The 24,663-nt window shown below is 58.9% G+C and carries 24 protein-coding genes and 1 riboswitch; of the genes, 3 read left to right on the forward strand and 21 right to left on the reverse strand.

The window, feature by feature from the left end; genetic code table 11:
• Positions 1-9 precede the first annotated feature (9 nt).
• From VL688_08470 to aceE, 5 genes are read right to left on the reverse strand one after another with little or no spacing between them, the layout of a single operon-like run.
• The gene (locus VL688_08470) at positions 10-786 is read right to left on the reverse strand and encodes a dienelactone hydrolase family protein (protein HTL48075.1); all 777 of its coding nucleotides are present in this window, start codon (positions 784-786) and stop codon (positions 10-12) included.
• Between the two features lie 37 nt (positions 787-823).
• Entirely contained in the window at positions 824-1,171 is a 348-nt protein-coding gene (locus VL688_08475; GenBank protein ID HTL48076.1) for a 4a-hydroxytetrahydrobiopterin dehydratase, read from the reverse strand.
• Between the two features lie 57 nt (positions 1,172-1,228).
• Entirely contained in the window at positions 1,229-2,668 is a 1,440-nt protein-coding gene (gene lpdA, locus VL688_08480) for a dihydrolipoyl dehydrogenase (protein HTL48077.1), read from the reverse strand.
• Entirely contained in the window at positions 2,665-4,041 is a 1,377-nt protein-coding gene (locus tag VL688_08485; GenBank protein HTL48078.1) for a 2-oxo acid dehydrogenase subunit E2, read from the reverse strand. The genes lpdA and VL688_08485 overlap by 4 nt, the downstream gene beginning before the upstream one ends.
• 26 nt (positions 4,042-4,067) lie before the next feature.
• Entirely contained in the window at positions 4,068-6,773 is a 2,706-nt protein-coding gene (gene aceE, locus VL688_08490) for a pyruvate dehydrogenase (acetyl-transferring), homodimeric type (GenBank protein HTL48079.1), read from the reverse strand.
• A 181-nt stretch (positions 6,774-6,954) separates the two neighbouring features.
• Here aceE and VL688_08495 point away from each other — a divergent pair, with 181 nt between their 5' ends.
• A complete protein-coding gene (locus VL688_08495) occupies positions 6,955-7,671 on the forward strand; it encodes a lipoate--protein ligase family protein (GenBank protein HTL48080.1) in 717 nt (238 codons plus the stop codon).
• Here VL688_08495 and VL688_08500 read toward each other — a convergent pair whose 3' ends face one another.
• The 5 genes from VL688_08500 to VL688_08520 form a co-directional block, all read right to left on the reverse strand.
• Complete coding sequence (locus tag VL688_08500; protein ID HTL48081.1) at positions 7,672-9,081, reverse strand: TM0106 family RecB-like putative nuclease; 1,410 nt, start codon at positions 9,079-9,081, stop codon at positions 7,672-7,674. It lies immediately after the preceding gene.
• Between the two features lie 22 nt (positions 9,082-9,103).
• The gene (locus VL688_08505) at positions 9,104-10,930 is read right to left on the reverse strand and encodes an AsmA family protein (GenBank protein ID HTL48082.1); all 1,827 of its coding nucleotides are present in this window, start codon (positions 10,928-10,930) and stop codon (positions 9,104-9,106) included.
• 21 nt (positions 10,931-10,951) lie between these two features.
• Positions 10,952-11,554 (reverse strand): SPOR domain-containing protein, encoded by a 603-nt coding sequence (locus VL688_08510; GenBank protein HTL48083.1) that lies wholly within the window; start codon positions 11,552-11,554, stop codon positions 10,952-10,954.
• A gap of 85 nt (positions 11,555-11,639) precedes the next feature.
• Complete coding sequence (locus VL688_08515) at positions 11,640-12,563, reverse strand: HAD family hydrolase (GenBank protein HTL48084.1); 924 nt, start codon at positions 12,561-12,563, stop codon at positions 11,640-11,642.
• Positions 12,560-13,198 (reverse strand): GDSL-type esterase/lipase family protein, encoded by a 639-nt coding sequence (locus tag VL688_08520; protein HTL48085.1) that lies wholly within the window; start codon positions 13,196-13,198, stop codon positions 12,560-12,562. Before VL688_08520 ends, VL688_08515 begins: the two co-directional genes overlap by 4 nt.
• A gap of 128 nt (positions 13,199-13,326) precedes the next feature.
• Here VL688_08520 and VL688_08525 point away from each other — a divergent pair, with 128 nt between their 5' ends.
• The gene (locus tag VL688_08525; GenBank protein ID HTL48086.1) at positions 13,327-13,557 is read left to right on the forward strand and encodes an RNA-binding S4 domain-containing protein; all 231 of its coding nucleotides are present in this window, start codon (positions 13,327-13,329) and stop codon (positions 13,555-13,557) included.
• On the opposite strand, the gene VL688_08530 is transcribed toward VL688_08525, so the two are convergent.
• The 10 genes from VL688_08530 to VL688_08575 form a co-directional block, all read right to left on the reverse strand.
• On the reverse strand, positions 13,540-14,202 hold the full coding sequence (locus VL688_08530; GenBank protein ID HTL48087.1) for a class I SAM-dependent methyltransferase: 663 nt from the start codon (positions 14,200-14,202) through the stop codon (positions 13,540-13,542). The two genes, VL688_08525 and VL688_08530, sit on opposite strands and share 18 nt — an antisense overlap.
• Positions 14,172-14,633, reverse strand: a complete 462-nt coding sequence (locus VL688_08535; GenBank protein HTL48088.1) for an EVE domain-containing protein — start codon at positions 14,631-14,633, stop codon at positions 14,172-14,174. The genes VL688_08530 and VL688_08535 overlap by 31 nt, the downstream gene beginning before the upstream one ends.
• A gap of 8 nt (positions 14,634-14,641) precedes the next feature.
• Positions 14,642-16,456: an ankyrin repeat domain-containing protein gene (locus VL688_08540; protein ID HTL48089.1), complete on the reverse strand. Its 1,815-nt coding sequence runs from the start codon at positions 16,454-16,456 to the stop codon at positions 14,642-14,644.
• A 191-nt stretch (positions 16,457-16,647) separates the two neighbouring features.
• A complete protein-coding gene (locus tag VL688_08545; protein ID HTL48090.1) occupies positions 16,648-18,495 on the reverse strand; it encodes a GTP-binding protein in 1,848 nt (615 codons plus the stop codon).
• Entirely contained in the window at positions 18,495-19,376 is an 882-nt protein-coding gene (gene cysD, locus VL688_08550; GenBank protein HTL48091.1) for a sulfate adenylyltransferase subunit CysD, read from the reverse strand. The genes VL688_08545 and cysD overlap by 1 nt, the downstream gene beginning before the upstream one ends.
• An 88-nt stretch (positions 19,377-19,464) precedes the next feature.
• Entirely contained in the window at positions 19,465-20,049 is a 585-nt protein-coding gene (locus tag VL688_08555; GenBank protein ID HTL48092.1) for a GDSL-type esterase/lipase family protein, read from the reverse strand.
• 5 nt (positions 20,050-20,054) lie between these two features.
• Complete coding sequence (locus tag VL688_08560) at positions 20,055-20,375, reverse strand: hypothetical protein (protein ID HTL48093.1); 321 nt, start codon at positions 20,373-20,375, stop codon at positions 20,055-20,057.
• 2 nt (positions 20,376-20,377) lie between these two features.
• Positions 20,378-20,881: an FKBP-type peptidyl-prolyl cis-trans isomerase gene (locus VL688_08565; protein ID HTL48094.1), complete on the reverse strand. Its 504-nt coding sequence runs from the start codon at positions 20,879-20,881 to the stop codon at positions 20,378-20,380.
• A 32-nt stretch (positions 20,882-20,913) separates the two neighbouring features.
• Positions 20,914-21,840: an EamA family transporter gene (locus VL688_08570; protein HTL48095.1), complete on the reverse strand. Its 927-nt coding sequence runs from the start codon at positions 21,838-21,840 to the stop codon at positions 20,914-20,916.
• Position 21,841: 1 nt separating this feature from the next.
• On the reverse strand, positions 21,842-22,600 hold the full coding sequence (locus VL688_08575) for an exodeoxyribonuclease III (protein HTL48096.1): 759 nt from the start codon (positions 22,598-22,600) through the stop codon (positions 21,842-21,844).
• A gap of 135 nt (positions 22,601-22,735) precedes the next feature.
• Positions 22,736-22,813: riboswitch (cyclic di-GMP riboswitch) on the forward strand.
• A 60-nt stretch (positions 22,814-22,873) separates the two neighbouring features.
• Between VL688_08575 and VL688_08580 the strand changes: the two genes are divergently transcribed.
• Complete coding sequence (locus VL688_08580; protein HTL48097.1) at positions 22,874-23,413, forward strand: transglutaminase-like domain-containing protein; 540 nt, start codon at positions 22,874-22,876, stop codon at positions 23,411-23,413.
• An 80-nt stretch (positions 23,414-23,493) separates the two neighbouring features.
• Here VL688_08580 and VL688_08585 read toward each other — a convergent pair whose 3' ends face one another.
• Positions 23,494-24,591: a hypothetical protein gene (locus VL688_08585; protein HTL48098.1), complete on the reverse strand. Its 1,098-nt coding sequence runs from the start codon at positions 24,589-24,591 to the stop codon at positions 23,494-23,496.
• Positions 24,592-24,663 lie beyond the last annotated feature (72 nt).

The raw sequence follows: 24,663 nt of genomic DNA on the forward strand, positions 1-24,663 counted from the left end.
GGTAAAAAATTACGCCGGTGTTTCCGAAAAGATCTCGTTAAAAAACTGCTTGAGCATTTCCCACGAGCGCCGGTCCGCATTGGCATTGTAGGCCATGCCTTTGGAATTGTCGTTCCCCGCTTCGGCCACGGTAAAGCTGTGGACAGCCCCGGAGAAAAGCACGAACTGCCAGTCCGCGCCGGCCTCGGTCATCTCTTTCTGGAAGGCGTCCCGTTCCTCTTTCGGAATAAACTTGTCGTCGGCTCCGCTGAAGGCGATAACCTTCGCCTTCACGTTCCCTTTTTCCGCCGGAGCCGGCGTGGAAAGCGCGCCGTGGAAGCTGGCCACACCCTTCAGGTCAAAACCCGCGCGCGCCATTTCCAGCACGGTCGTACCTCCGAAGCAATAACCGATCGCCGCGATACGTTTTACGTCCACGTGAGGGTCGGCCTTGAGGGTGTCGAGCGCGGCCTGCGCGCGCTCACGCATGAGCTTGCGGTCGCTTTTCAGCGCGCCGGAAAGCTTGCCCGCTTCTTCGTGCGTTTCGGCATGCACGCCCTTACCGTACATGTCCGCGGCAAAAGCCACGTAGCCCATCTGCGCAAGCATGTCCGCGCGGCGCTTCGCGTAATCGTTCAGGCCTTTCCATTCGTGAACCACAACAACGCCGGGCCGCGTCCCCTGCACTGCGTCGTCGTAAACGAGATAGCCTTCCAGCACGGTATCGCCTTGCTTGTATTCGACGGTCTTTCCCTGCAGGGCGGCAAACGCAGGCGTCTGGGCCGCGGCCAGGGCAAGGACAAGCATGAGGATTTTTTTCACGGACGTCTCCTTCCTCGAAAAGTTAAACGGCGGTCAGCGCATTGACTTTGGCCGCGCAGATGAAATCGTTTTCGGAAATGCCGCCGATCGCGTGCGTGGAATAGCGGACCGTGCAATTCTTGTAGCCGAACTGGATGTCGGGGTGATGGTCTTCCTGGTGCGCGATCCAGGCCACGGCATTCACGAAGGCGGTGGTCTGATAATAATTTTTGAAGGTAAACGTTTTTTGAACCTGGCCGTCGCGGTATTCCCAGCCGGGAACGTGTTCCAGGTAGGACGTAATCTCAGCGGACGTCATGGGCTGGGTCTTGCCTTCGCAGGGACGGCACTTTTTGGAGCTGAGGGTTTCGGCGGAAATATCCTGGGGCATGGCAACCTCCTGGGGAGGATTAGGTGAGACAACGAGATCTTGGCGAAGAAATACGGCTTACGCCTCGACGGTTTCTTCCTGCTTCTTTTTCGGACGCGAGAAGGCATGCGTCGAATGGCCGAAAAACATTTCGGCGGATTCCATGAGCGTTTCTGAAAGCGTGGGGTGCGGATGCACGCATTCCGCGAGGTCGCGTATCGTAGCCCCCATTTCCACGGCAACGACGCCTTCGGAAATAAGATCACCGGCGCCATGGCCCGCGATTCCCACACCAAGCACCCTTTCGGTTTCAGGCTCGACGATGATCTTCGTTACCCCGTCGGTCCGGTCGAGGGTCAGCGCGCGGCCGGAAGCCGACCACGGAAAGCGCACGACTTCGACGTTGATATTCTTTTTCCGGGCTTCGGATTCCGTAAGGCCGCACCAGGCGACTTCGGGATCGGTGAAAACGACAGCAGGAATCACGATATCACGGAAAGCGCTGGGCTCGCCGGTGATGACTTCCACCGCGATGCGCGCTTCCTTCGCAGCCTTGTGCGCCAGGAGCATGCCGCCGGCCACGTCGCCAATCGCGTAGATAGCCGGATCGGACGTCTGCTGATGCTCGTCCACTTTGATGAAGCCTTTGTCGTCGCGTTCGATCTTGGTATTTTCCAGGCCGAGATCTTCGACGTTCGGCACGCGGCCCACAGAAACGAGCACGCGGTCGTAGAGCTCTTCTTTTTTCTTCCCATCGCAGTCCATGGAAACGAAGATCTGCTTTTTCTGCGTGGCCATTTTCAAAACCTTGGTCTTCAGCCGCACTTCCTTGAAATTCTTTTCCGCGAAGTGCGCCACGGGACGCACGAGATCCGGGTCCGCGCCCGCGAGAATCGAGTCCATGGCTTCGACCATGACGATGTTGCTGCCGAGCGCCGCGTATACCGTGCCGAGTTCCATGCCGATGTAGCCGCCGCCCACGACGAGGAGGCTCTCGGGAATTTCCTGGACCTCGAGAGCTTCGGTCGACGTCATGATGCGCGGATTGCCGAGGTCAAACGCCGACGGCATGGCCGGCAGCGAGCCCACGGCGACGATGGCCTGGTCGTAACGAATGAACTTCTGGCCTTCGGAAGTCTCGACGCGCAGCGTCTGCGAGTCTTCGAAATGCCCGCGGCCGTGCCACACTTCCACGCCGCGGCGCGACGCGAGGCCCTGGATGCCCTGACTGAGCTTCGAAAGAATGGATTCCTTCCACGCGACGAGCTTCGAGAGCTCGATCTTCGGGTCCTGGAACGTAATGCCGCGCTTGGCCGATTCCTTGGCTTCCTTGATCATCTCCGTCGCGTGCAAAAGCGCTTTCGACGGAATGCAGCCGCGGTTCAGGCACACGCCGCCGAGCCGGCTTTCCTTTTCGACGAGGATGACTTTCTTGCCCTTGTCGGCCGCGTAAAAGGCCGCGGCATAACCGCCGGGCCCAGCGCCTACGACGACGATATCGGTCTTGGTCGGATTCATTTCTTTCCTTTCTTCACCGGCGCCGGGGCGCTCTTGGAATCTTTTTTGGCGGAAGCGGGCTCGGCAAGGGACGTCTTTCCCAGCCGCAATTCGTCTTCCGGAAACTTTTCGATCGCCTGAACCAGCTCGCGGATGAAGCGCGCGCCGTCGGCGCCGTCCACCACGCGGTGATCATAGGAGAGCGAGAGCGGCATCAGGACGCGCTGCTCAATTTTCTTGTCGATCACGACGGCTTTGGCCATGCCGCGCGAAACGCCCAGGATCGCGACCTCGGGCTTGTTGATGATCGGCGTGAAGTGCTGGCCGCCGATGCCGCCGAGATTCGACACCGTGAACGTGCCGCCTTTCAGGTCATCCATGCCGACCTTGCGCTGGCGCGTCTTTTCCGCGAGCTCGCCGAGCTCTTTGGAAATGCGAAGCAGGTCTTTCTTGTCCACGTCACGCAGCACCGGGACGATGAGCCCCTGCTCCGTATCCACGGCAACGCCGACGTGATAATAATTTTTGAGGACGAGCTCGCCTGCCGCCTCGTCGAGGCTGGCGTTGAAGCCCGGAAACTTTTTGAGCGCGACCGTGCAGGCCTTCAGGATGACGGCGGTCAGCGTGAGTTTCACGCCTTTTTTCTCGTAGTCGGGCGCGTACTTCTTCACGAGCGCCATGACGGCCGTGACGTCCGCTTCGTCGTTTTGCGTGACGTGCGGGATCGTGGTCCAGGATTCCTGCATCTTCTCCGCGATCTTCTTGCGGAGCGACGTGAGCGGCTTCTTGGTGACCGGGCCCCACTTGGAGAAGTCGATGCTTTCCGCCACGGGCTTGGGGGCCTGGGCCGCTCCCGCGGGAGCAGCGCCGCCGGAAAAAACCACGGACTGGAGATAGCGAATGTAATTGGCCACGTCCTGCAGAATGATGCGGCCGCCGCGTTCGGAGCCGCGCACGCGGCCGAGGTCAATGCCGAGCTCGCTAGCCATTTTGCGGATGGAAGGCGCGGCCGGAGGCGCGAAACCGCTGGAAGAAACGTACTGATAAGCACCGGGCTGGACCGGACCCTGCGAAGGGACCGGGGCTGCCTGGACGGGTGCCTGCGTCTTGGACGCGGGAGCCGCCGCGGGTTTTTCCGCGGGTTTTTCTGCGGACGCGCTGCCGTTTTCGGAAATCGAAAGGATGGCCTGGCCCACGCTGACTTTGTCGCCGACCTTCACGTGGACTTTGGTGACCACGCCGGATTCCGTGGCGGGAATCGGGGCAACCGCTTTCTCGTTTTCCAGCTCGAGTACGGTCTGGTTTTTCTTAACCTTGTCGCCCTCTTTGACCAAAATGTTAATGACGGACCCGGATTCCGCGGTCTCACCAAGCTTGGGTACTCTGATTTCCATGACTTATCCCTTTGGGTGATTATTTCTTAATGGCAGATCGGATAAACTTTTTCGGGGTCGACGCCGAGATCCTTGATGGCCTGGGAAACGACCTTGGGCTTGATCTCGCCTTTCTGGGCGAGCGCGTAGAGGCAGGCAATGACCGTGCTTTCCGCGTCCACTTCGAAAAACCGCCGGAGATTCTCGCGCGTTTCGCTTCTTCCGAAGCCGTCCGTGCCGAGGCAGAACAGGCCGCCGGGAACCCAATCCTGGATCTGGCCCGGGACGATCTTCATGTTGTCCGAGACCGCGACGAACGCGCCTTTTTCTTTTTCCAGCGTCTTTTCGAGATACGACTTTTTCGGCGTCTCTTCCGGATGCAGCATGTTCCAACGCCGGGCCGCGAGAGCTTCGTTTCTCAGGCGCTTGTAGCTTGTCGCGCTCCACACGTCCGCGGACACGCCGTATTTCTCCGCGAGAATTTCCTGCGCCTTCAGCGCCGACAAAAGGATCGAACCACTTCCGAAGATCTGCACCTTCGGGCCTTTTTCGGACGCGGCTTTGCGGAACTTATAAAGTCCCTGAAGGATGCCTTCCCGTGCGCCTTCGGGCATGGGCACCTGCGCGTAATTCTCGTTGTAAAGCGTGATGTAATAGAAGATGTCCTCGCCTTCCTTGTACATGCGGCGCATGCCGTCCTCGAAAATCACGGCAAGCTCGTACGCGAAAGCCGGATCGTACGCATAGCAGGTCGCGATGGTGCTCGCAGCCAGGAGGCTGTGGCCGTCCTGGTGCTGCAGGCCTTCGCCGTTCAGCGTGGTGCGTCCGGACGTGGCGCCGAGCAAAAATCCCTTGGCCTTGATGTCGCCCGCGAGCCAGATGAGATCGCCGACGCGCTGGAAACCGAACATCGAGTAATAGATGAAAAACGGAATCATGGAAAAGCCGTGCGTCGCGTAGCTGGTGCCGGCCGCGATGAACGAACTCATGGAGCCGGCCTCGTTGATCCCCTCTTCGAGGATCTGGCCGTCCTTGGATTCCTGATAATAAAGGAGGCTCTCGCTGTCCACGGGTTCGTACAGCTGGCCCTTGGGCGAATAAATGCCGATCTCGCGGAAAAGGCCGTCCATGCCGAACGTGCGCGCTTCGTCCGGAATGATCGGCACGATGTTGCGGCCTATGTCCGGGTTCCGGAGCAGCCGGCTCAGAATACGGACGAATGCCATGGTCGTGGAGGCTTCCTGCGTGCCCGGGGAATTCAAAAATTCCTGGAAGTATTCGATGCCCGGGACGTTCAGCGGCTTCGCGCGAATCTTGCGCTCCGGCAGAAATCCCCCCAGCGACTTGCGGCGGCTGATGAGGTATTCGTTTTCCTTGCTGTCGACCGGCGGCCGGTAAAACGGCGCGTCGACCACGTCTTCGTCGGGAATCGGAATGTTGAACCGCGCGCGGAATTCACGCAGTTCTTTTTCGTTCAGCTTTTTCTGCTGGTGCGTGATGTTGCGGCCTTCGCCCGCTTCGCCGAGGCCGTAGCCTTTCACGGTTTTCGCAAGAATAACCGTCGGACGGCCCTTGGTGTCCACCGCGTTCTTGTACGCGTTGTAGACTTTTTGCGGATCATGGCCGCCGCGCAGGATCTTGTGGATCTGCTCGTCGGTCATGTGGTTGACCAGCTGCAGGAGCTCGGGATATTTCCCGAAAAAGTTTTTGCGGATGTACGCGCCGGATTCCACGGAATATTTCTGGTATTCGCCGTCGACCACTTCTTCCATGCGCTTGCGCAGAAGACCCGTGGTGTCGCGCTGCAGGAGTTCATCCCACTGCGAGCCCCAGATCACCTTCACGACGTTCCAGCCCGCGCCGCGGAAAACGCCTTCGAGTTCCTGGATGATCTTGCCGTTGCCGCGCACCGGGCCGTCGAGACGCTGCAGGTTGCAGTTCACGACCCAGCAAAGGTTGTCGAGATTGTCACGCGCGGGAAGCGTGAGCGCGCCGAGCGATTCGGGTTCGTCGATTTCGCCGTCACCGACAAAGCACCAGATCTTGGATTCGCGCGCGCCTTCCGGGAGAAACCCACGGTTGCGGAGATAGCGGTTGAAACGCGCCTGGTAAATCGACATGATCGGGCCAAGGCCCATCGACACGGTCGGGAATTGCCAGAAATTCGGCATGAGGTAAGGATGCGGATAAGAAGAGAGTCCCCCGCCTTCGGCGAGTTCCTGCCGGAAATTATGCAGGTGCTTGGCATCCAGCCGGCGTTCGAGATAGGCGCGGCCGTAAGCGCCCGGAGAAGCATGGCCCTGGAAATAAAGGAAGTCGCCGGGCTCGTTGCCGCCCCAGCCGCGGAAGAAATGATTGAAGCCGACTTCATAAAGCGTGGCCGACGAAGCAAAGGTCGAAATGTGGCCGCCCAGGCCGTTGTGCAGGCGGTTGGCTTTGACGACCATGGCCATGGCGTTCCAGCGGATGTAGCTTTTAATTCGCCGCTCCACTTCGCGGTCGCCCGGATAGGCCGTCTCTTCTTCCGGCGGGATCGTATTAATATAAGGAGTGGCCACGAGGTCCGGGGCCTGGACGCCGTTGTCGCGAAGGCGCTTGATCAAACGGTCGAGGAGAAGATGCGAACCCTTGGCGGACTTTTCTCTGAGGACGGCGGAGACGACGTATTCCAGGGATTCGAGCCAATGGCTATCCTGTTCGGAGACAGACGCCGAACCCTGGGAGGCGCCGGTATTGCGTTTCGTATTGGACATGGTTTGCACGTTTCCGTTACCCGCCCTGGGGGCGGACCTTTTTTTAGTACCTAAGGCTTGATGACTAGAGCATTTAAATGTTTTTTATTATCTCATCCCTGTCAAATCAGTCGGGGGTTGGAGCCGGGGAAGACTCCGGAGATGTTCCTAAAGCCTGAATTTCTGTATAATAACGCCCTTTATGAACTGGCTGGACCTGACACTTTCCTCTCCATCCCTGAATCTCGCCCTGGACGAAGCACTTCTGGACCAGTGCGAAGAAGGCTCTTCCGACGAGGTCCTGCGGTTCTGGGAACCGCGGGAACCCTTCGTGGTCCTGGGGTATTCTAACAAAGTCCTTTCGGAAGTAAATCTTTCTTATTGCCGGGAAAACAACATCCCGGTCCTGCGCCGGACCAGCGGCGGCGGCACAGTCCTGCAGGGGCCCGGCTGCCTGAATTATTCCCTGGTGCTGGCTTCGGAACGCCGGCCCGAAACTTCCAACATCACCCGGACCAACGGCTTCATCATGGAAAAACACCGCGCCTGCCTGGAAGCACTGCTCGGATCGCCCGTCCGCGTGCGCGGGCATACGGACCTGGCCCACGGTGATCTGAAATTTTCAGGCAATGCCCAGCGGCGGAAACGGAATTTTCTTTTGTTCCACGGCACGTTCCTGCTCGACTTCGACCTGCCGCTCGTCGAAAAAACCCTGTCCATGCCGTCCCGTCAGCCGGATTACCGCAAAAACAGGCCGCACCGCGACTTCGTGGCCAATGTCCCGCTGAAAAGGGAGACGGTGAAGGAAGCGCTCAAAACCTGCTGGGGCGCGTCGGAACGCATGAAGGAAATCCCCGAGAAACTCACGGCGGAACTCGACCGGATGTTTTCCGATCCGGAATTCATCCATAAGTTCTAGCTACTCCGCGAACAGCACGCGAAGCTTGCGGTCCACGTGCACCATGGCGCGCACGTCGTCGAGGTTGTACTGCACCACGCGCTCGCGCCACTCTTCGCCGCCGGTTTCCAGCCAGCGCTTGTACCAGGCCACGCAGTTCATGCCGTTCGCATCCTCCCCCTGCCACTCGAATCCGAAATACGGGGCCACGACCTTGATGGAGTAGCCGCGGCACGGCAGCGCGAAATGATCGCGCACGAACGCGCACTGGTCTTTCAGGCCGCGGATCAGGTTCTCGTAGCCTTTGCGGTTGCCTTGGAATTTTTTCCAGGAGGATTCCACGAAGTAGCGCTCGTAAAAAGTCCAGCAGTAGATGGTTTCCGATTTCTCTTCCGCAAAAAAATCCAGCAGCTCGTGCCAGATCTTTTTTTCCTCCTGCGGGGAGCGGGCGAAAAAGGACCGTTCCTCGGCCTTGCCGTTCCGCACGCGCACGACGCCGTGGCAGAAGACGATGTCGTCGAGCGTTTCGATGTCGTAGAAATAATGCGTGCCGCCCGGCGCGAAAGACGGTTCCTGAATGACGAACGGCCGGTTTTCGACGCGTGCGCGCGCCGCCTGCACCATGCGCTGCGCGCTTTTGTGCGGGATACCCGTGATTTCCGACAGCACGGCTTCGTCGCAGGCCGCGACCTGCGCGCAGGTGGAAATGCCTTCCTGCGCGAGCTTGCGCGACATGGTGAGCCCCACGCCTGACAACAGGGAAATGTGCCCGGTCTCTTCCCACACGGAAAGGCACACGTCCGACCAAAGGCAGCGCGCGCATCCGGAACACCGGACGGGTTCGGTCTCCAATTCCCCGTTCCGAACCTGTTTCATCTGGCCAAGCAGGTCGAAAAAATATTTTTCCAGATGGGGCGAGAAAGGAACATCGCGCTGCACGCCGTCGGGCGAAATCACGACGCCTGAGGGAGGCCTGTGCCCAAGCATGGGCTCGAGCAGGTGCGCGTAGAAAAAAAGCTGGAGCCTGTCCTGCAGGCTGAGTGCACGATGGCTTTTGATTTCGACGGGCTGGTAGGAATAAGGTCCGAGCGCCGAACGCCCGGGGATTTTTTTCAAAAGGTCCGGAATGCCGCACAGGTCTTCGCGCGTGAGCACGCCCTGCGAGATCCAGGGCGAGCCTTCCGTCATCCATTGCCGCGTGAGCGCCGCGCCCTGCGCCATGTCCGCGTAAGTACTTTCCTGCAGCTTCACTCCCGGGAGATTGCGCACGATGGCTTCCTGGAACGCGAGCCCTTCCTGCTTGACGCTTTTTTCCGCGAGGGATTCCTGCCGCTTCTGCGACCGGTCACCGTGGCAGTCGAGAGCATAGGCGTGCAGGCAGATGTTGCTGCGCAGCAGCTGGCTGGGGCTGATGAGCGGGTCTTTACTCATGTAAGGTTCCGTTGCTGTCCGTTCAAGACCGGGGCTGCGAGGAAGAGTTCTTCCCGCCCCCGAAGACCGAATTCAAAAGCTCGCCGACAAGCTCGCCCGTGGGCGAAACCTGTTGTCCCCCGGCCGGACTCGCGGCCTGCTGCGGCGCCTGACCCTGCTGGGTCTGCGGCTGTTTTTTCTGGAAGAGGCTTCCGAGGAGTTCCTGCGTTTTGGCGGTCGCAAGGCGGGAGCCGATGTATTGCAAATCCACCATGACTTTCGGCTGGGGCAATTTGCCCTGGATCACGACCGGCAGTTCGAGTTCGCCGTTCCCGTTGGTGAGATATTGAAGCTCGTTCACGGTGCGGATCATGGCTTCCGAAAGCTGGGGCTCGATGCGCAATTGAAGCCGGCTGGCCACCATGCCGTCAAAGGACGCGTCCAGCGGCCCGTTCAAAGCGAATTCGTCGGACATCACCGCGATTTCAGGGACATGCAGCTGCTGGTTTTGAAAAACAAAAGGCGTCTGGACCGGAGCAAATCGCGTGTCCTGCCTTTCCAATCTTTCCTGGTAGGACGGCGGCAGGCGGTCCTTGAGGCGCTGCAAAAGGCCCGGAAGGATGGACAGCTTCTGGAACACGTCCCGGATCACGTTCACGTTGTGCAGGGTCCCATCGCGCAGCGTGATCTGCCCCTGGCCCGCAAGCGTCTGCAGGAACGAATTCTTCTCCAGGCCCGAGCCCTGGAGTTCGAGCGTCACTCCGAGAATCCCGGAAGGCCACGGCTCGGCGTCCGCGTTCCGCACCGGCGCCACTTTCGTCAAATCAAGCCCCGTCAGCGAGGCGCGCAGCTGCGACTGAGGCTGGCCTTTCAAGCCGCGGACTTCTCCGGAAGCCGCGATCTTGCCGCCCGCGAAATCCGCGCCAAGGCTTCCCAGCGTCAAGACGTCCGGCGTGGCCTGCGCTTCCGCCCGCAGGTTTTCCAGCGCGGGGAGATCGGGCATCTGCGCGTAGCCTTCTTCGAGCGTGATCTTCACAGGAGAAAAAACCGGTTCCTGACCCGCCGCGGCCGTAAGATTGTCGAGCACCGCGTTCACGCGCCCGCGGAGTTTCGGAAAACCCGCGGGATCGAAATCCGGCAGGACCTTCGCGAGACGCGAGGGATCGATCTTCGCAAGGTCGAGGGAAAGACGCGCGCCTTCCACGGTAAATGTCCGGTTGGAAAGCGAATATTTCAGCGAGGCGTTCAGCTGCACATTATCTTCGCCGCTGTAAAGCCGGGCCGACGCCTGGAGCGGCACCGAACGTTCCAGCGCCACGTCCGACAGCAGCACATCGATTTGCTCGAGGCTGTATTCGGCAGGCTTGGCCGCGCCTTCGTCACGGAAAATAATCGTGGCGTCTTCGATGACCGCCTTCTTCATGAAAAATGCAAGCGCGAGCGCCGCATTGGTTTCCTTGCGCGTGGCCTTGGCTTCCCCCGACATCAGCTTTTCGAGGCCTTTGATCGTGCCGTCGGGATTGCGCACGAGCCTAACAAACGGTTTTTCCAGCCTCACGGCCGAAACCTCGACGCGGCCATGCAGGAGCGAATTCAAATCGACTTCAGCGCTGGCTTCGTCGGCGAGGATGAAAGGCGTTGCGCCCTGCTGAGGCCCGTCGAAAACCCGCACGCCCTTGATCGCGAGCGCCGCTCCGTTGCTCCAGCCGAGCGTGATCTTCTGGATCTCGACAGGTTCGCCGGTGATTTCCGAAAGCCGGTTAACAAGGAGCGGCCGGTAATGGTCCACGTTGAACGTGGCGACGAAGGCGACAAGCCCCACGACGAGGACGAGAAAAAGCACGCCGAGAACCAGAAGAATTTTTTTCATGAGTTCTTAAAGGGGAGGGTTTTAAACTTCCGCGTTGCGGACGAAAGCGCCGGGATATTTTCTAAGGAGGCCGTCTTTCTGGAGGCGCTCTTTAATCGAAGGGGCCTGGCTCTGCGTGTCGAAACGTTCGATGCAGACCAGGTAATACCTGCCTTGTTTGACGCGGAATGCGGCATAGCCTTCAGCCTTCAATTTGTTGATTTCTTCATCGGCCCGGCTCTGGCTTTTATAGGAAATCAGCTGAAGTGTCAAGGGGCCTGTGGGCGCCGGCGCGAAGAAATTGAACTTCTTCGCGGCATGAGCGGGTTTGGCCGGCGTTTTGGGCGAGGCCTTGGCTTCCGCAAAGGCCTTGGTCCGGGAAACGGGAACGCCGGCGGTAATCGCCTTTTCGATTTTCATGCCCTGGTGCACGCCGAACATAAAAACCACCAGCGACAGGATCGCTCCCGCGCCGATCAGGACGAAACGCGCCTTCGAAAGAAATGCCATGAAGCGTTCGAAGCGCGTGGGCGTGCGAAGCTTTTCGTACAAAGGTCCCACAAAAACCGAGTGCGGGCCCGACGACGTTTGCTCGGAGCGCGAAAGCTTTTGGACTTTTTCGAGAGCTGAAGTGATTTTGCTCATATTTGGGGCGCTCTTAGAGCGCAAAGAGTATTGTGCCCAACCTGAGGGAGGGAGTCAATAGGACAGACCTTTTTAAACGACTTTATTAAAGGCTCCCCTTCAGCGCTAAGTCCTTGTTGCGCTTGACCCAATCTTGCGACATGCGGCAGGAATCGTCGTAGGCCATGTGATAGATGATCTTCTTTAATGCCGTGTGGATGATCTTGATCAAAAGAGATCCTTCACGATAATCCGCGGGCGCGAAGTGGTCGGCGCGGCGCTCATGGACCATGTCCATGACTTTGGGGGGCACGGCATGACGCGGGTCAAAAACCGCGATCGCGCTGCCCCGATAACGCTGCATGACCGTCATGGACGGAATGTCCGTAAAACTGTCGCCGATGTAAAGCAGGTTACTGAAAGGAATCCTGCGTTCCGAATCCGGCATATGCGAATTCACGTCTTCGTTGAGGTCGAGCTTTCCTTTCACGATGCGGAAAAGAAATTGCGTCTTGTTCGTGTCGTTGATGACGAGCTTCGGAAACACGGGGCCTTTTGAGTCGTACTCGTATTCACAGGCGTAAACACGTTTGAAAAAACGGTAGATGTCCGCGCCTTCCAGGATTTCCTTCATGCCGCTCGAAACCACGTAATGCTCGACCGTGATTCCCAGCTTCTCGACTTCCGGAATGCTGTTTTGGAATCGGGCGAGATTATCGAAATAATCTTTCACGCCCGGATAATATTCGATCTGGCAGGCGAGCGCCTTCAGGTCCTCGCGCTGCAGCGGCTTGTCGCGGAACGCGCCGTCGTGAATGAGAAGCTTCAAATAGGCCAGCGTGCGCTCATAGCCTTTTTCTTTGACCAGACGGTCGGCCTTGGCCCAAAACTCGTCCTTATTGATGCCGTAGGCGCGAAAGATCGTGTCTTCCTGCATGTTGTTCGGGGACAGCGTGCCATCGAAATCGTAAACGATGCCGATGATGTTCTGGGTGAGCGCCGGAGGTTTGGAAGCGCGAGTCTTTTTCATGACGCCGCCTGCGAACTTTTCGCCCAGGCCTCGAGTGTTGCCGCGAGGGCTTCGCCGATGCGGCGGTAACCCGCCACGTCCGGATGCAGGCCGTCGTAAGAGGAACTCAGCTCTCCGGGCCTGTCGGGAGATTCCACCACGGCATACGTGTCGCAGAATCCCATCCCGCGGCGCTGCGCGGTTTCGCGGATCCACGCATTGACTTCCTGCATGCCGCGCCGCACGTTTTCGTCCGCGCCGTTGTAGGGCAGGATCGTGCAGGCGATCACCGCAATGCCGAGGTCCGCGGCTTTGTTATACATGATCTCCAGATTTTTTTTGATGTCCTTCAACGCAGCCCCCTGGTACAGGTCGTTGACGCCCGCGAGAATGATCATGATGTCCGGCTTTGTTTCGGCGACTTCGTAATCGAAACGGGAGCGGATCTGGTCGCTGCGCTGGCCGCGCACGCCGCGGTTCAGCACTTTCCATTCCGGATGTTTTTTCATCATCCAGTACGAATACTGGCTTTCGGGATTACCCTGCCCGTCGGGCGGAACCTCACGCGGCGAAAAAAACTGCGGCGTGCCCGCGGTCGTCGAATCTCCGAGGCCCATGATGGTCAAAGAAGGTGCCGCATTCAGATTTGAAGTCATCGCCATCCCCGAAAAAAATAAGGCCGCCGCCCACCCCTTCCGGCGCCTGCTTTTTTCCCGGTCTGCGGCAGCGCTATTATACATGAACGCCTCTTGGTGCGCCCGCGCAAGCCGTGTTAAAATCCGCCATGACTGAAATCACCATCAAGGGACCTTTCATCGAGCTTTCCAAACTCCTCAAATACAGCGGGCTTGCCCAAACCGGCGGCGAAGCCAAACTGGCCATCGAGCACGGGGAAATCAAATTGAACGGCGTGGTGGAAACCCGCAAGGGGCGTAAAGTCCGGGATTCTGACCGCGTGGAGTGGGCGGGCCGCGTCATCACGATCAAATGCCGGACGTCACCGCTTCCAGGCTAAGGTCATGCCGTCGCGCACCGGAAGCATGACCGCTTCCACGCGTCCGTCCTGGGCCACGTGTTCGTTGAAGGCGGCGATGGCCCGGTCGGTCTCGTCCTGCGGATCCAGCACGCGCCCGCTCCATAGCACATTGTCCGCGACGATCAGGCCTCCCTGCCTCACTTTGGGCAGGCAGGCCTCCCAGTAGTTCTTGTAATTCTCCTTATCCGCATCGATGAAGACCAGATCAAAAGGCCCCGTGAGCGTGGCGAGCGTCTCCAGCGCGGGCCCGAGCACGAGACGAATTTTTTTCCCCTGTCCGCTTTTGTCCCAGAATTCCCGCGCCATGCGCGTGTTCTCGGGATCCAAGTCCAGCGTGACGAGTTCCCCGTCCGCGGGCAATCCTTCGGCCATGGCCAATGCGCTGTAACCCGTGAACGTCCCGATTTCGAGGACGCGCCGCGCGCGGCAAATCCGGACGAGCAGCCTGAGGAACGCTCCTTCCAGATGGCCGACCTGCATCTGCGGCCACTTCGCTTCCGCGTAAGTTCTCCACGCGAGCTCCTTGAAAAGCGCAGATTCGGCCGCGGACTTTGCGGCCGCATAATTTTCGATAGCTTCGTCCACGAGCGGTTTCATGAGGTCATCTCCATCACGATTTTCCATTCTTTTTCCGCCACCGGCTGCACGGAAAGCCGCTGGCCTTTCTGTAAAAGCGGCATCTTCTCCAGCCCCGCCTTGCGCCGGAGCTCCTCGAGCGGTATCAGCGCTGAAAACTTCCTCACGAATTTGAGATCGACGCCGTACCAGCCCGGCTTCTCGGGATCGCTGTCCGGATCGTGATAGGGGCTTTTTTTATTGAACGCGCTTTCGTCGATCCGGCCCTTGGCCGCGACCTCCGCGATCCCGGCAATGCCCGCGGGCTCGGCGTTGCTGTGATAAAAAAACACGAGATCGCCCGGCTTCATGTCGTCGCGCATGAAGTTACGCGCCTGGTAATTGCGGACGCCGTCCCAGAACGTGGCCTTGTCCTTTTCGAGGTCGGCGATGGAATAGACATCGGGTTCGCTCTTCATGAGCCAGTGACGGCGTGCCATGGGCGGGATTAATCTTTGGCGCCGTATTGCCGGAGATGCAGCATCACGTCGTGATGCTCCTTCAGGGAAGCCAGGCGCAGCGCGGTCTGTCCCACAATGTTCTGGGCGTTGACGTCCGCGCCGTGCTGCAGCAGGAGTTTCACTACTTCGAGGCGTCCGTCCTGGGCCGCGAGCATGAGCGGCGTCATTTCCAGGTCCCCGCGGATGTTCACGTCGAGCCCCTGTGAAATGAGCGATTGGACCGATTCCGGGGTGCCGATGAGCGCGGCGCGCAGCAGTTCTTCGGGCGCGTGATGGGATTTCGAAAACGTCATTTCGTGCACTTTTTTCTTCATGGGCACCGCCGCCGCTTTCTTGGCAGCCGGCGCAAGAGGCGCTTTTTTCAGGGGCTTGTTTCCGCGCAGCGATGTCGGAAGGGGCGGCAGCGGCTGGGGCGGTTCCACAACAATCGCTTCCTGGACTTTCTTCTTCGGTGCGGCGATCGGCGCGACCGCCATGGGTTTCATCGCGGGCACGTGCTGGGCCTGGACCGCAGCCGGCGCTTTCTTCATTTCCTGCGGCTTGAGCATGGGCTTCGGCGCCCCGGGAAAGGCCGGCATCCGGGCGGCGGACGGCGAAAACATTTCGGGAGCTTTCGGCGCCTTCGGCGCGATATCCGCGACACGCAGGCTGCGCAGGTCTTTGAGAATGCTTTCAAGTTCGACGTCATCCTGCGGCGAGGATTCCGAATTGAGAGCAGGCGCCGCGACCGGCTGCGGCTCGGGAATCCCGGCCTTCACGGGAGGAACGGATTTTTTTGCAGCCGCGGAAACGGGCGCGGATGAAGTCTCCACCGGCGCGGCCTCTTTTTCTTCAGCTTCACGCGCCATGTTTTCCTCGTCAAAGGAGATGGATTCCTGCGAGATGTTGGCGGCCCATGTCAACGCGTCCAGAGAAGGCGTCGAGGCTTCGTCCCCCTCCGCGGGAGGGAGCGCGGCTTCCAGCGGCTGAGGAGGATTTTCCACGCCGTCCGCGAATTGAGTCGGCACACGGGCGGGACGGTTTCGCACCACGTTTTCCATTTTCTTGGGCGCCGCGCTTTTGCGCGCTTCCATCAATTCTTTTCCGGTCGGAGAATGGGAAGGGATAGGCGATTTTTTTTCCGGCGCCGTCTGTTTGAGAATCTCCCGCTTCGGTGCCGGTTCTTCCTTGGCGCCTGCCTGCTTCAGCCGGTCCACGATCTCATGAAAACCTTTCTTGGCGGCGGTGGAGAGCGCGGTTTCCCCGTCTTCGCTCTTGATGTTCACGTCCGCGCCGTGCTCGAGGAAAAGTTCCAGGAGTTTTTCGTCGCCCTGGTTGGCGGCCAGCATGAGAAGGCTGACTCCGAGGCGCTCTTTTTCGTTCACGTCCGCGCCCTTTTCCAGGAGGATCTTGACCACATCGTAATGGCCCCACAACGTGGCACGGGCAATGGCCCGGATGCCGAAAGAATCCCGCGCATTGGCCGAGACCCCGGCGTCCAGGAGCTCCCGGGTCTTCGCCAGGTCCCCGGTCATGGCCGCGACGCAGAGGCCGTGATGCACCTCGTAGGTCTTCTCCTCGGCCTGGCTTTCGGCCGCGGCCGGTTCCGGTTCCGGGGCAGGCTTCTTTATAAAGGAAGGCCGGAGCATGTCTTTGACGCGCGTGAACAGGGTTTTGGGCGGACCCGCTTCAGGGAGAGAAGGAAAAGCTTTCTGGGAAGAAGGGACAGGGAGGCTTTCGTAAAAGCCCTCGCCCACGTAAATCATGACGAAGGCTGAAACGACGAGCATGCAAAGGATGAAGGAGACTTTGATGGTCTTCATCACATCCTTTTAAGGCTTGTCACTTTGATGCGCAACGTGTCCACCGATTGACGCCGTAAGCGCCCAAAAAAATCCAAAGAAAACAAAGGGGTCAAAGGAAACGATGAGCTACCTTTTCCATATCATCGTCATCTGTCGAAAAATATCAAGCAAAATTATCGTGAGAAAAAAAATCGCGGCGGGATTTCGCGTTATTTGGAATCGGAGGGACGAAAAATTTTCGCGGCTTCGAGCAGTTCGATCACTTTAGACGTGTTTTTTTCCGCGCTGTCTTTCGGATTAAGGTTGAGATCGACGATGCCCTGCCGGAATTCGTTCTTGCCGACGTTGATGATCGTGATCGCGTCGCGGCTCGTGACTTCCTGGAGCAGGCTCAACTCTTCGTCATTCAAATTGCTGGCGGTCGCGAGCACGATGAGCCCCGCGTCCATCAAAATGTGGGAAACTTCGCCCAGGCGGCGGACATGTTCGCGGCGCGCCGCCTTGTGTTTTTCCATGTCCGCGTCCAAACCGCGGAGAAGGTTGCCGATGCCGAGGAAATACGTCTTGCAGCCGCGCTCAAAAAGCGCTTTTTCGACCTCTTTGGCGATAGTCTTCTTGTCCACACCGACTTTTCCCGTGAGAAGAAGCAGCCGCGTCAGATGCCCGTACTTTTTCCGGCGCTCTTCCGGATCCACGATGCTGAAATCCCACTTTTCCTCGCGGCGCAGCACCTGCTCACGCACGTCGGCCTGCTCGTCCTTGACGAGTTCGGTGATAATGCCTCCCCCGGCGATGTCGTATTGGTCCACGATGACGAAACGGCCCGTGGCTTCGATGTCCCCGGCCAGGTCAAAGGCAATAGGAGACGAACATTCCAGGACGAGCTCGGCCACGTCGTGGCGCTCGATCTTGTTTTTATCCGCTTTCTTGAGCTCGGACGCGTCGATCACCTTCTTGATTTCCTTGAGCGTGACCGGAATTTTGGCGGTCCCGAGCTTCAGCTTGTATTCCTTGTCCTTCACCATGGGCTGGCGGCCCATCCAGAAGATCTTCACCTTCACCAGCGTACTGACAAGCGGCAGCGGTTCATCCAGCTTGCACATGACGTCGCCGCGGTTGATGTAGATCTGCTCTTTCAGCGTGACCGCGCTGGAAGCGCCGGCCACAATGCGCTGCTTTGCGGACGCGTTGAAGACTTCGATCGATTTGATCTCCGACCGTTTATTGGAGGGCAGGAAGATGACTTTGTCACCCACGGCCGCGGTGCCCGCCTCGACTTTGCCCGCCACGATACGGCGCTCGTCGCCCGACTCGGTGAATTTGTAGATGGCCTGCACGGGCATGCGGAACGGCTTTTTATCCAGCGTCGCGGATTTTTCGAAAGCGTCGAGCACATCGAGGACCGTGTCAACGTTCGCCCACTCTTTTCCCTTGAGCGAGGATCCCGGGACCATGTTGACGCCGTTCAGCGCGGAGATCGGGATGAAAAATTTGGGCGTGAGCCCGATCTGCTTCAGGAACGCGCGGTATTCTTTTTCGATTTTCCGGAAAACCTTCTCGTCCCAGTTCACGAGGTCCATTTTGTTGACGCAGACCGCGACCTGGTTGATGCCGAGCATGGAGAGAAGATAACCGTGGCGCTTGGAATTTTCCTGGATGCCTTCCTTGGCGTCGATGATGAGAAGCGCGGCTTCGGCGCGCGCGGCGCCGGAGACCATGTTCTTCAGGAACTCGATGTGGCCAGGCGCGTCGATGATGATGTACTCGCGCTTCTTGCTCTTGAAAAAGCAGCGGGCGGAATCGATCGTGATGCCCTGGGCCTGCTCATCTTTGAGCGCATCGAGGAGAAAGGCGTATTCGAAGGGTTTGGCGTTGCGCTTGCAGTCGGCCTTCACCTGCTCGAGCTTGCCCTCGGGAAGTGAGCCCGTGTCGGCCAGAAGACGGCCCACCACCGTGCTTTTGCCGTGGTCCACATGGCCCACGATCACGATGTTCATTTTTTCCTGGGGCGCTTTCGCGGACGCTTTGGATTTCGTTTGTTTCTGAGTGGAGGGCATTACATGTACCCGCCGCGCCGGAGGGTCTCGAGGCCGCCGCCGTCTTCTTTGTCCTGCGCGCGGCCCGAACGCTCGGCAATGTTTTTGAATTTGCCGGTCTTCAGCTCTTCGATGATTTCTTTCACGTTTTTCGCCGTGGATTCGACGGGAAACGTGCAGGGAAAGCACCCCAGCGAACGGTAGCGCTTGCCCTCGCCGCGGTCGAAATAAAGCGACGTGACCGGAATATTTTCGCGGTCGATGTATTCCCAGATGTCCAGCTCAGTCCAGTCGAGCAGCGGATGAATGCGGATATGCGTGCCGGGCGCGAAATCGGTCTTGAACTGGTTCCAGAGTTCCGGCGGCTGGTCGCCGACGTCCCAGTCGCTGCGCTTGTCGCGCGGCGAAAAATAACGCTCCTTGGAGCGGCTTCCCTCTTCGTCCGCGCGCACGCCCACGATCACGCCCGTGTAGGGTTCAGTGTTCGTGTCGGTCACATATTTTTTCTTGTCGTGATCCATGCGGTAGCGCGTCCAGGTGCCGGCGAGCGTATTGCGCAGCGCATCGGTCTTCAGCGCCTTGCAGCAGGACACGCGGTCGAGCGCGCCGTCCGGAAAGGTCTGCTTGGCTTTCAGCGCCTCGGTGTTCTGGCCGTAGACCATGTTCAGGCCCCATTCGAGCGCGAGCTTATCGCGGTACTCGATCATTTCCGGGAGCTTATAAGAAGTGTCGATGTGGACGAGCGGGAACGGCACATGGCCGAGGAAGGCTTTGCGCGCCAGCCACAAAAGGACGGTGCTGTCCTTGCCGATCGACCACAGCATTACCAGGCTCTTGAAGTGGCTGTAGGCCTCGCGAAGGATATAAACCGACTGGCTTTCGAGTTTTTCTAACTGGTCCATCTAAATTACCCTTACAACGATTGGGATTGCCTTTCTTGGCGGGGTAAGAGGCGTATTCTATCACAGACATCGGTTTTCCGGGAGTTTTTTACGGGTTCCCGAGGAACTCGACGGCTTTCACGAGCGCTTCCCCCATCCGGCGGTAGCCGTTCACGTCCGGATGCACTTCGTCCGGAGAAACCGCGATGAAACCGGGCCGCGCCGGATCTTCCATGATTTTATAGACGTCCGCAAAAACAAGCCCGGACTCCCGGGCCCGCGCCCCGACGAGCCGGTTCAACTCCACGATCTTTTTTTTGATTTCGGCGCTTGCGAGATTGAGCGGAATGATCGAACACGCGATCACGCGGATGCCCGCCCCCCGCGCTTTTTCGTACATTGCGTCGAGATTGGCCATGGCCTCGGCAGGCTCATGCCCTTGATAAAGATCATTCGTCCCAGCCATGATGATGACCACGTCAGGATGATTGTCGAGCACGTCGTAGTCGAAACGCAGGAGGATTTGGTCGGTGCGCTGGCCGCGCATGCCGCGGTTCAGCACTTCCCAGCCCGGGCGGGCTTTCATCATCCAGTAGGCGTACTGGCTTTGTTCGTTGCCCTCGCCTGCGGGCGGACGCTCGCGAGGGGAAAAAAAACCGGGCGTGCCGGCCGTCGCCGACGCGCCAAGGCCCACGATCTTCAAGAGATGCTGTCCTCGATCACTTCGCGCAGCTCCTCGCAAAGCGAAGCCAGCGTGGTGCGGGTCCTGTCGATTTCAATGCGCGCGTTCAGGATGTTATCTTCGGAGTCGTCGCTCCGGTAGCCCGAGCCCAAATCCTGGACGAATTGCTCCACTTCTTTGGCGCGCGGCACCGACGCTTCCCTGAAAAAGCGCACGAGGCGCTCCTGGATCTCCGGGATGGCGTGCACCCATTTGAGGTCGTCCCTCTTTTTGAGGACGCGGCAGGCGATCTCGATTTCCTGCATGCAGGCGATGATGCCCGCGAGCTCGCGGTTCATGGTCAATCTTTTTCCTTATCGTCCGGAAAATCTTCCATGAAAGGGAACGGTCCGCCGGACGCGCTTTGCGAAGTCACGCTGACAACCTCAACGCGGTAGGTCAGCGTTTTTCCGGCCATGGGGTGATTGAAATTCATGATGACGGAATCTTTTTTGATCTCGTGGATGCGCCCGACTTTCAGGCTGCCGTCCGGCTGTTCTTCCTGAAGAACCATGCCGACTTTGAGCTCGCGGCCCTGCGGCATTTCGCTCATCGGGAGTTCGACTAAAGCTTCCGGTTTTAAAAGGCCGTAAGCCTCTTCCGGCGCCAGCGTGAATTCCAGCGTCTCGCCCTCCCGCTTTCCTTCCACCTTGCGCTGCAAGGCGGGAAGCACTCGGGGATTGCCCTGAACATAATAAAAAGGCGGCTTGCCGCGCGTGCTCTCGATGATTTTGCCTTCGGAGGTCACGGTGTAATGCAGCCGCACGCTTTTACCTTCCTGGATGACTTCATTTTTGGCTTCCATGGAGAGGTATTCTACGGATTGTCCCGGCGGTTTCAAGCGCCTTGCGTTTCGGGCGGCCGTCTCGGAGAGGCTGTGATGATGAGCGCCACGGAAATGATGATCAAGACGCCGGAAAGGGCGATGCGGAAAGAGAACGGCTCCCCCAGCACGGTCCAGCCAAGGAGCACGGCGATCAGAGGATTCACGTAAGCGTGCGTGGCCACGATCGCCGGGCTTGTCATCTTGAGAAGCCATTGGTACGCGGTAAATCCCGCGATGCTGCCGAAGACCACCAGATAGACCATGGCGGCCAGGGAAACCGGCTGCAGCCTTTGGAATGAAAACTCATGCGTCTGGCCGACCGCAAATGCAAACAGCATAAGCAGCGTGCCTCCGGTCAGCATTTGAATGCTGACGACCATCGCATCCGATTCCGGCGCCGGCAATTTCTTGGCGAACACGGAACCCAGTGCCCAGGAAAACGACGCCATCAGCAGCGTACATGCGCCTACGGGATTAATGCCGCCCGTCACCGCCGAAGGGCGCGCGAGCATTGCAATGCCGCAAAAACCCAGAAATAGTCCGGCATAAATGCCGCCATGCGGCCGCTCCCGGTTCCAGGCCCAGTCGACCAGCACCATCCACATGGGCACCGACGCCACGAAAAGCGATGCGATGCCGGACGGAACCAGGCGCTGCGACCACGACACCACGCCCGTGCCTCCGAACAAAAGGAAAAAACCCACGGCCGCATGCGACAAGGCCTCGCGGCGCGGCGGAAACCGGTGCCCCCTGGCTTTCGAAAAAGCAAAAAGCGCCGCGCCCGCGATCAAAAAGCGGAGCGACGATTCCATGAAAGGCGGAATGCTGCGCAGTGCGAGCTGCCTTGCGAGGAAGGTCGCGCCCCAGAGCACGTAGATACAGAAGAAAGCCGCGGCGATGACCGCGCGGCTTGGATGCCGGCCGGAAGAAGCGGACACGTTAAAAATCCAGGGTGATGCTGACCGGGCAATGGTCCGAGCCCATGATATGCGGGAGGATCGACGAGGCCTTGAGTTTTGGCCGGAGCGAACCGGAGACGCAGAAATAATCGATGCGCCACCCCACGTTGCGGGCGCGCGCATTGGCGAAGGGCGCCCACCAGGTGTAATGGCCGCCTTCTTTCTGAAAGACGCGGAACGCGTCAAGAAAACCCGCGGCCACGATGTTGTCGAAACCCGCGCGCTCCTGCGGCGTGAAGCCGTGGTTTTTCACGTTCGATTTGGGATTAGAAAGGTCGATCTCGGTGTGCGCCACGTTGAGATCGCCGCAGAAAATGACGGGCTTTTTCTTCTCGAGTTTTTTGACGTGCTTCAGGAAATCCACGTCCCACTCGAGCTCGCGGTACGGCAGCCGCGAAAGGTCGCGCTTGGAATTCGGCGTGTACACGTTGACGAGAAAAAAATTTTTGTATTCGGCGTTGATGACGCGGCCTTCCTTGTCATGCTTGTCCGCGCCGATGCCGTAAGTCACTTTTTCGGGCTTCGTCTTGGTGAAGATGGCGGTGCCGGAATAGCCCTTTTTTTCGGCGGCGTTCCAATAGATTTCATAGTGGGAAGGGAGCGGGGTTTCCACGTCTTCGCGGGTCGCCTTGACCTCCTGGAGGCAAAGGATGTCGGGATCCTCTTTCTTCACGAAACCCAGGAAATCCTTCTTCAGGACTGCACGCAACCCATTGACATTCCAGGAAATAAGCTTCATAAGCGCCCCTTTCGCAGGCGCGCATTATAGCATTAAAAGGCGCCGGAAAGGTACTCCGGGCGTTGTAAGGCAGGCCAGGGCCGGGCATACTTTTGGGGAGAACTGAAAACCCGCATACCGCGGGTCTGGCACAACGCGTGCCTTAGGCAAACTGCCCGAAAGGGCAGGACGCAAAGCCACAGTCCCTGAATCATGGGAGGCTGGGCCGCCACCACTCGGGTCGTCTTCCGCTCCGCGGAATTTGCCGGCAGTTCCCACACAACGGAACCGGCAATGAAAAGAACCGCGGCTTTCTTCGCTTTGATGATCGGCCTTCAAATGATTTCCGGCGCGCCCTTGCCCGCTCAAGTCTCCTTTCAAGCCGCGCTCCGCATTCCGGCCATGGCGGACCTGATTTCCCTTTCCCCTAAAGACCTTGCCAGGTTCATGAGGAAAAATTTTCGCTTCCAGGACGACGCGCGGATTTTCCGGCAGGAAGATTACTGGCAATCGCCCGAAGAGTTCTGGCGGAGGAAAACCGGCGACTGCGAGGATTATGCGCTGTTCAGCCAGTACGTGCTGAGCCTCCAGGGGAAGGAAGCGTTTGTCGTGAGTCTTTACGACATCACGGGCTACGGCCACACCGTGACGCTCTTCAAGGAAGACGGGCGGTACAACGTCATGAACGAAGACCGCTTTTACGCCTATCGCTCCCCCACGATCGAAGAAGCGCTCACGCGCATTCATCCGCTATGGACCTGGGCCGCGGTCGCCGTCCGCAACAACACGCGCGGCGAAATGGTCCGGCGTCTCGACAATCCCGATCTCGCCTAGAACGCTGACTAAAACAAAGGGACAGGTTTTTGACCTGTCCCTTCGCTTATTTATCGTTTTAAAAATCAAATTAGACTTAATTATTCGCAATTCGTTCCATCAATTTGGCAACCGCCACCCGGAGGAGGCTCATGCGATTCTTCAGGCGGTAATTCCGGCTCGGAAGACTGTTCCACGCCCGCGGACTGCGTGTCCAGGAGCGGATCCAGCTTGGTATCGTTTTGTCCGACGTTCTCGCCGCCCGCGTCCAGGCCGCTGCCGCTTGTCGGAGGAAGCGTGGCGCCTTCCTGGTTCTGCTCGCGCTGTGAGTTGAAATTCGGATCGTAAGACGAAAACTGCTCGAAAATCTGATGACTTTCTTCTTCGACGTCCTTGTCGAGATCACGGATCCCGTCCTGATCAGGGCCGTTGTTGCCGTTCACGTCGAGCTGCTTGCCTTCGGGAATCTCGACGCCTTCCCCGCCGTCCAGCGGCGACATTTCGATCTCGCTCTGATGGTCGTCGTTGTTCGGAATCGTGCCCGCGGACGTCGTGTCGCCCACGACCGAGCTGACCCAGTAAGTGCCGCGCACGCCCATGGACACCGTGTCCGTGGAGACGCGGTAGCTTTTGCCGTGCACCAGCGCGTCGAGATAATGGAAAAGCGTTCCCTTTTCCAGATGGATATCGGTGGGTTCGATGCTGCGGAATTCCGCCACCGTGCCGGATTCCACCTGGAGCAGGTTCTTGTAATTCTTGTCGTAACGCACGGAGACGCTGCTCTTGTCATAGGTCAGCACCTTGTCGCCGGCCTGGACGATCATGCCTTTGTAAACCGGCGTCCAGTATTCCGTGCCTTTCTTCATGATCCGCGCCTTGCCTTTGAAGCCGAAAACTTCGGCCTTGCCGTCGGAGCGGCTGGCGTTATCCACCGCGCCTCCAGGGTGCGCTGCGAGCGCGGCCGTCGTCATGCCGGCGCCCGTGGGAAAAGCCGGAAGCGGATTGAAGCCGGCCGGAGTTCCCGTGGCCGGAAGCGAACTGCTCGAAAGCGAAGACGGCCCGGTAAGCGCCGCGTCCACGTCCGCGTCGCGGCTCCAGAGCGTCTCCGCCGCGCGGGCCGGAACCGAAGTCAGGCAGAAAGCGAGCGCCAAAAGCGCGGCCTCCCCGGATCTCCTGAGAATCAAGTTGAACGACGTCATGTTAAAGTCCTCCTTTGGACTCGGAATTGATATCCCCTCTCCTTAATCCTCTCCCCTGAGGGGAGAAGGAAG

The sequence above is a fragment of the Verrucomicrobiia bacterium genome (genome assembly GCA_035495615.1).
GTDB lineage: Bacteria > Omnitrophota > Omnitrophia > Omnitrophales > Aquincolibacteriaceae > DATJFP01.

Coding starts and splice junctions, on each gene's coding strand:
- VL688_08470 (HTL48075.1), bottom strand. CDS start 786: ATGCTTGTCCTTGCCCTGGCCGCGGCCCAGACGCCTGCGTTTGCCGCC.
- VL688_08475 (HTL48076.1), bottom strand. CDS start 1,171: ATGCCCCAGGATATTTCCGCCGAAACCCTCAGCTCCAAAAAGTGCCGT.
- lpdA (HTL48077.1), bottom strand. CDS start 2,668: ATGAATCCGACCAAGACCGATATCGTCGTCGTAGGCGCTGGGCCCGGC.
- VL688_08485 (HTL48078.1), bottom strand. CDS start 4,041: ATGGAAATCAGAGTACCCAAGCTTGGTGAGACCGCGGAATCCGGGTCC.
- aceE (HTL48079.1), bottom strand. CDS start 6,773: ATGTCCAATACGAAACGCAATACCGGCGCCTCCCAGGGTTCGGCGTCT.
- VL688_08495 (HTL48080.1), top strand. CDS start 6,955: ATGAACTGGCTGGACCTGACACTTTCCTCTCCATCCCTGAATCTCGCC.
- VL688_08500 (HTL48081.1), bottom strand. CDS start 9,081: ATGAGTAAAGACCCGCTCATCAGCCCCAGCCAGCTGCTGCGCAGCAAC.
- VL688_08505 (HTL48082.1), bottom strand. CDS start 10,930: ATGAAAAAAATTCTTCTGGTTCTCGGCGTGCTTTTTCTCGTCCTCGTC.
- VL688_08510 (HTL48083.1), bottom strand. CDS start 11,554: ATGAGCAAAATCACTTCAGCTCTCGAAAAAGTCCAAAAGCTTTCGCGC.
- VL688_08515 (HTL48084.1), bottom strand. CDS start 12,563: ATGAAAAAGACTCGCGCTTCCAAACCTCCGGCGCTCACCCAGAACATC.
- VL688_08520 (HTL48085.1), bottom strand. CDS start 13,198: ATGACTTCAAATCTGAATGCGGCACCTTCTTTGACCATCATGGGCCTC.
- VL688_08525 (HTL48086.1), top strand. CDS start 13,327: ATGACTGAAATCACCATCAAGGGACCTTTCATCGAGCTTTCCAAACTC.
- VL688_08530 (HTL48087.1), bottom strand. CDS start 14,202: ATGGAAAATCGTGATGGAGATGACCTCATGAAACCGCTCGTGGACGAA.
- VL688_08535 (HTL48088.1), bottom strand. CDS start 14,633: ATGGCACGCCGTCACTGGCTCATGAAGAGCGAACCCGATGTCTATTCC.
- VL688_08540 (HTL48089.1), bottom strand. CDS start 16,456: ATGAAGACCATCAAAGTCTCCTTCATCCTTTGCATGCTCGTCGTTTCA.
- VL688_08545 (HTL48090.1), bottom strand. CDS start 18,495: ATGCCCTCCACTCAGAAACAAACGAAATCCAAAGCGTCCGCGAAAGCG.
- cysD (HTL48091.1), bottom strand. CDS start 19,376: ATGGACCAGTTAGAAAAACTCGAAAGCCAGTCGGTTTATATCCTTCGC.
- VL688_08560 (HTL48093.1), bottom strand. CDS start 20,375: ATGAACCGCGAGCTCGCGGGCATCATCGCCTGCATGCAGGAAATCGAG.
- VL688_08565 (HTL48094.1), bottom strand. CDS start 20,881: ATGGAAGCCAAAAATGAAGTCATCCAGGAAGGTAAAAGCGTGCGGCTG.
- VL688_08575 (HTL48096.1), bottom strand. CDS start 22,600: ATGAAGCTTATTTCCTGGAATGTCAATGGGTTGCGTGCAGTCCTGAAG.
- VL688_08580 (HTL48097.1), top strand. CDS start 22,874: ATGAAAAGAACCGCGGCTTTCTTCGCTTTGATGATCGGCCTTCAAATG.
- VL688_08585 (HTL48098.1), bottom strand. CDS start 24,591: ATGACGTCGTTCAACTTGATTCTCAGGAGATCCGGGGAGGCCGCGCTT.